Origin of the sequence: Microcoleus sp. B9-D4, from assembly GCF_036705105.1 — a bacterium.
In the GTDB taxonomy this organism is placed as follows: Bacteria; Cyanobacteriota; Cyanobacteriia; order Cyanobacteriales; family Microcoleaceae; genus Microcoleus.
In genome coordinates this window covers 1-4635 of sequence record NZ_JAUBTS010000133.1, presented here as the reverse complement: position 1 = coordinate 4635, position 4635 = coordinate 1, and the positions used below count along the sequence as shown (strand labels likewise).

Annotated in this window: 5 protein-coding genes and 1 rRNA gene; 5 read left to right on the top strand and 1 reads right to left on the bottom strand. The window is 46.5% G+C overall.

The window, feature by feature from the left end; all coding sequences use genetic code 11:
• Positions 1-140 precede the first annotated feature (140 nt).
• Together rrf and QUB24_RS32890 are read left to right on the top strand one after the other, a co-directional pair.
• Positions 141-258 (top strand): 5S ribosomal RNA (gene rrf / locus QUB24_RS32895).
• 121 nt (positions 259-379) lie between these two features.
• Positions 380-1297, top strand: coding sequence for a fructosamine kinase family protein (locus tag QUB24_RS32890; RefSeq protein ID WP_333157751.1), 918 nt, complete (start codon positions 380-382; stop codon positions 1295-1297).
• A 148-nt stretch (positions 1298-1445) separates the two neighbouring features.
• Here QUB24_RS32890 and QUB24_RS32885 read toward each other — a convergent pair whose 3' ends face one another.
• Positions 1446-3146, bottom strand: a complete 1701-nt coding sequence (locus QUB24_RS32885) for an ABC-F family ATP-binding cassette domain-containing protein (RefSeq protein WP_333157749.1) — start codon at positions 3144-3146, stop codon at positions 1446-1448.
• Positions 3147-3502: 356 nt separating this feature from the next.
• Between QUB24_RS32885 and QUB24_RS32880 the strand changes: the two genes are divergently transcribed.
• The 3 genes from QUB24_RS32880 (at position 3503) to QUB24_RS32870 (ending at position 4583) form a co-directional block, all read left to right on the top strand.
• Positions 3503-3922: an element excision factor XisH family protein gene (locus tag QUB24_RS32880; protein WP_333157748.1), complete on the top strand. Its 420-nt coding sequence runs from the start codon at positions 3503-3505 to the stop codon at positions 3920-3922.
• Positions 3910-4278 carry a XisI protein gene (locus QUB24_RS32875; RefSeq protein ID WP_333157746.1) on the top strand — a complete coding sequence of 123 codons (369 nt, stop codon included), beginning with the start codon at positions 3910-3912 and terminating at the stop codon, positions 4276-4278. Before QUB24_RS32880 ends, QUB24_RS32875 begins: the two co-directional genes overlap by 13 nt.
• 89 nt (positions 4279-4367) lie before the next feature.
• On the top strand, positions 4368-4583 hold the full coding sequence (locus tag QUB24_RS32870) for a DUF433 domain-containing protein (protein WP_333157744.1): 216 nt from the start codon (positions 4368-4370) through the stop codon (positions 4581-4583).
• The last annotated feature ends 52 nt before the right edge of the window (positions 4584-4635 follow it).

Sequence of the window (4635 nt, the reverse complement as noted above, 5' to 3'; positions counted from 1 at the left end):
TTGATAGGCGTTAAGTGGAAGTCCTGAGAGGGATGAAGCTGAGGCGTACTAATAGACCGAGGGCTTGACCTCTATTTTTCGATGGTAATGATGATGACTTATTTCTATGCAGTCTTCAGGGTTCTACCCTCACAGTTTTTCTAGGTGTCTATGACGCAGTGGCACCACTCCGATTCCATCCCGAACTCGGTTGTTAAACGCTGCGGTGGCGAAGATATTTGGCGGGTCACTGCCTGAGAAAATAGCTCGATGCCTGGGATTCTATTTACAATCAGCAAAGCCTCTTTCTGCCATACAGATAGGGGCTTTGTTGTTTTTGATGATTAAGTTGCTCTACCTGTTAAACTAATTCCGATCGCCCTCAACACGATTCGATTCAATGTGGGATAACATTGCCGCACGCATTAGCGAAGTAACCGGAGACTCATTTTTCATCGACAATCGCCGTTCTGTCAGCGGTGGCTGCATAAATCAAGGCTATGCTATCAGCAGCAGTTCCCGCACGTACTTCGCCAAAATCAATCAAGTTTCCCAAGTCGCGATGTTTGAAGCTGAGGCTTTGGGTTTGCAGCAAATGCGGGTAACCCAGACGATTCGAGTACCTGAGCCGATTTGCTGGGGAACTGAGGGTAATTCAGCTTACATTGTACTGGAATGGCTGGATTTGGGAGGGCGCGGGGGCGATCGAGCTTGGGAAGAAATGGGGCGCAAACTAGCGGCAATGCACAAATATACTCCCCCCAGCCCCCCTTTCCTAAGGGGTAGAGAAGAGGTTAATTCAGGCTTGTTGAGAACAGCTTTTGGTTGGGATATGAATAATACGATCGGCTCAACTGTGCAAATTAATAACTGGACGGCAAATTGGGCAGAATTTTGGGCAGAACATCGAATTGGTTATCAGTTAAAATTGGCTAGGCGTCGGGGCGGTAATTTTCCGCAAGAGGAACGTTTATTAAAGGTAATTCCTGAATTGTTAGCAGGTTATGAACCTCAACCTTCGCTAGTACACGGGGATTTGTGGGGGGGAAACGCAGGGGTGACATCTGCGGGGGAACCGGTGATTTTTGACCCGGCGACGTATTTGGGAGATAGAGAAGTTGATATTGCGATGACGGAATTATTTGGCGGGTTTCCGGCGCAGTTTTATCGGGGATACAATCAGGTGTGGCCGTTAGATTCAGGGTATGAAAAGCGCAAAACTTTTTACAACCTATATCACATTTTGAATCATTTTAATTTATTTGGCGGGAGTTATGAGTCCCAGGCGAATCAGATGATTAATCGAATTTTGGGTTAAAATTTAACTCAGAGCAACTCTGGACACGGCAATGCCGTTTCCCTACCTCAAAATAATCACGCTCCCAATCGAATAATGTAACCATCGCCCAATTGATTGTAGGGACACGGCATTGCCGTGTCCAGATTTCTGATTGGTTGTTGAGACTTTATTTTTGCTTGGCAGTTGCTTTTTTCTTAGCTTCTTTTTCCGCTTTTTTAGCTGCTTTTTCAGCTTCAAGTTTGGCGATCTTTGCTAGCTCTTTTTCTTCGGCTATTTTATCCAGATAGTAGTGGTAATCTCCCAAATAAGGGCGAAACTCTCCATCCCGAATTTCCACTATTTTGTTGGCGACTTGGGAGATGAAATAGCGATCGTGCGAAACGATAATTACCGTACCGTCATAATTCTGAATGGCTTCTTCCATCATCTCTTTCGCCGGAATGTCGAGGTGATTTGTCGGCTCGTCCAAAATCAGCAAATTCACGGGAGTCAACAGCATTTTTGCCAAAGCTAGGCGGGCTTTTTCGCCGCCGCTTAAAGCGCCAACCTGTTTGAATACTGTTTCGCCCGTAAATAAGAAACGGCCCAACAAAGTCCGAACTTCTTCATTTTTCCAGTCGGGTACTTCGTCGTGAATGGTTTGCATCACGGTTTTATTCAAATCTAAGGCTTCTGCCTGATTCTGTTCAAAGTAACCGGGAATGACGTTGTGGCCTCCCAATTTGACCGTACCTTCTGTCGGCTTTTCCAAGCCCATAATCATCCGCAGCAGGGTTGATTTGCCCGCGCCGTTGGGACCGAGAAAGGCTATACGATCGCCCCTTTCAATTAACAAGTCGGCTCCCAAGAATAGGATTTTTTCGCCGTAGGTGTGCACCAAATCTTCAATTATTGCTACTTCGCGGCCGCTGCGGGGTGCGGGGGGAAAGCGGAAATGCAAAGTTTTTAATCCGCCGGTGGGGGCTTCGATGCGTTCGATTTTGTCTAACTGTTTCTCGCGGCTTTTGGCTTGGGTGCTGCGAGTGGCGCTGGCGCGGAATTTTTCTACGAATGCTTGCTGTTTTTCGAGTTCTTTTTGCTGGCTTTCGTAGGCGCTGAGTTGGGCTTCTCTGGCTTCTGCTTTTTGCAGCAGGTAGGAGGAGTAGTTGCCGAGGTAGGTGGTGGAAACGCCGCGTTCGGTTTCGACGATTTGGGTGCAAAGCCGATCGAGAAATTCCCGGTCATGGGATACGATTACCATGGGGGTTATCAGCCCTTTCAGGTACACTTCCAGCCATTCGATGGTTTCTAAGTCTAGGTGGTTGGTAGGTTCGTCTAGCAGCAGGATGTCGGGTTTTTGCAGGAGAATTTTGCCTAAACTCATCCGCATTTGCCAGCCGCCGCTGAAGGCGCTGACTAATCGATCGCCGTCTTCGGGTTCAAATCCGATTTCTGGCAGAATTTTCTCGATTTGGGCTTCTAAACCGTAGCCGTTTAAGCCTTCAAATTGTCGTTGCAGCCGATCCATTTTGTGGATCAGTTCGTCGAGATTTTCTGGGGTGGAGACTTCCAAGTCTCGATGGACTTGCATCAGCGATTCGTGGACATCGTTGGCTTCGCTGAAGGCGCGCCAAAATTCTTCTCTGACGGTGCGAGTCGGATCTACTTCAAATTCTTGGGAGAGGTAGGCGATGTGGAGGCTGGCGGGGCGAATGACTTCCCCTGCGGTGGGTTCGATTTCGCCGGCGATGATTTTGAGTTGGGTGGATTTGCCGGCACCGTTAACGCCTACTAAGCCGATGCGATCGCCTGGCTTGACTTCCCAGGTGACATCTTTGAGTACGACGCCTGTGGGGTAAATTTTACTGATGTGTTCGAGTCGCAGCATTGTTGTGGGGACTGGGGAAGGGCTGGTTTAGCGGCGGATGGGATGCCGGCGCTGAGGTCGAGTTAATCTTAACAAATTTTAATTATATTTAGGGTATTGCCAGATTTTGATTTGGTAGGAGTTACGCGAAGAAACGGGGTTTCTCTGAAAAATCGCAGATTCTGGGCTAGAGATATAGGAAGAAACCCGGTTTCTGGCCTCGATGTGGGTTCAGGACTATTTGGGTGGGGCGATCCTCTTCGAGGGCAACGCTTACGGGCGATCGTGTTGTTTCAGATTGAATTTCTCGCATAATGGTTGAGACTTCTGCACATTATAATAGTCAGTGTTAACCTCGATAGCAAAAGAGAGCGATCGTGCCAGCAAGAGACATTTATCATCAAGTTGTCAAACAGGCTCTGATTAAGGCTGGCTGGACAATTACCCACGATCCGTATCCCTTGGCTTGGGCGAAGAGAAACCTATCGATCGATCTTGGTGCCGAACAGCTATTAGCTGCTGAGAACAACGATCGCAAGATAGCCGTTGAAGTTAAAAGTTTTATCAGAGAGTCTAGAATTGCAGATTTAGAGCAAGCTTTGGGTCAATATACTCTTTACTATGACATCTTAAAACGGACGGAATCAGAAAGACAACTGTATCTTGCGATTCCACTAAATGCTTTTACAGAGCTTTTTGAAGGAGAAAGTTTTGGTCAGATATTGCTAGATAATAACCGCCTAAATTTGGTTGTTTTCAACCCAAAAATAGAGGAAATAGTACAATGGATAGCTTAAATAATTATCGCAAACTTGTTAAGCAGCTCCTTACTGAATACGCTGAGATTCCCGTTTGTGACATTGGGATCCAAAATGAAATAATTTTTGATTTGGAAAATGACCGTTATATGTTAATAAATATAGGTTGGTTTAATGAGCAGCGCATTCACCATTGCGTGATTCATATTGATATTATTGACGGTCAGGTGTGGATTCAAGCAAATAATACCGATCGCCTGATTGCTGAGGAGTTAGTTGCAGCAGGAATTCCGGCTAAATCAATTGTTTTGGGGCTTCAACCGCCTGATGTTAGACCTCATACTGCTTATGGAGTTCCTCGTAGTGAGCAGCAGCGAGAATGTTTGAAAGTATGATGGAGTGGAAGGGATTTGAATTGGAGGGCGAGAATTTATGAGTCGATACAGTAAGGTAAAATGAAGATAATCGCTTAAAGGTTACAACTATGACTTCGGTATCAAGCGGAAAATCATCAACCATTATTCGCACCGAGCGCGGACTCACGATCGCAGGTACGCGGATTACACTTTATCAACTCATGGATTACATCTGCGCTGGCTATCCACCCAAGCTAATCCACAATCAGTTTTACATAACCGACGAACAATTCAACGCAGCAATGTCCTATATTGAAACCTGGGGGGGTGACAAAGAGGCCTAGGAGATAGACCGAATCAGGGTTGCAGCCCGCATACCTTGTTGGTAAAAGCGGC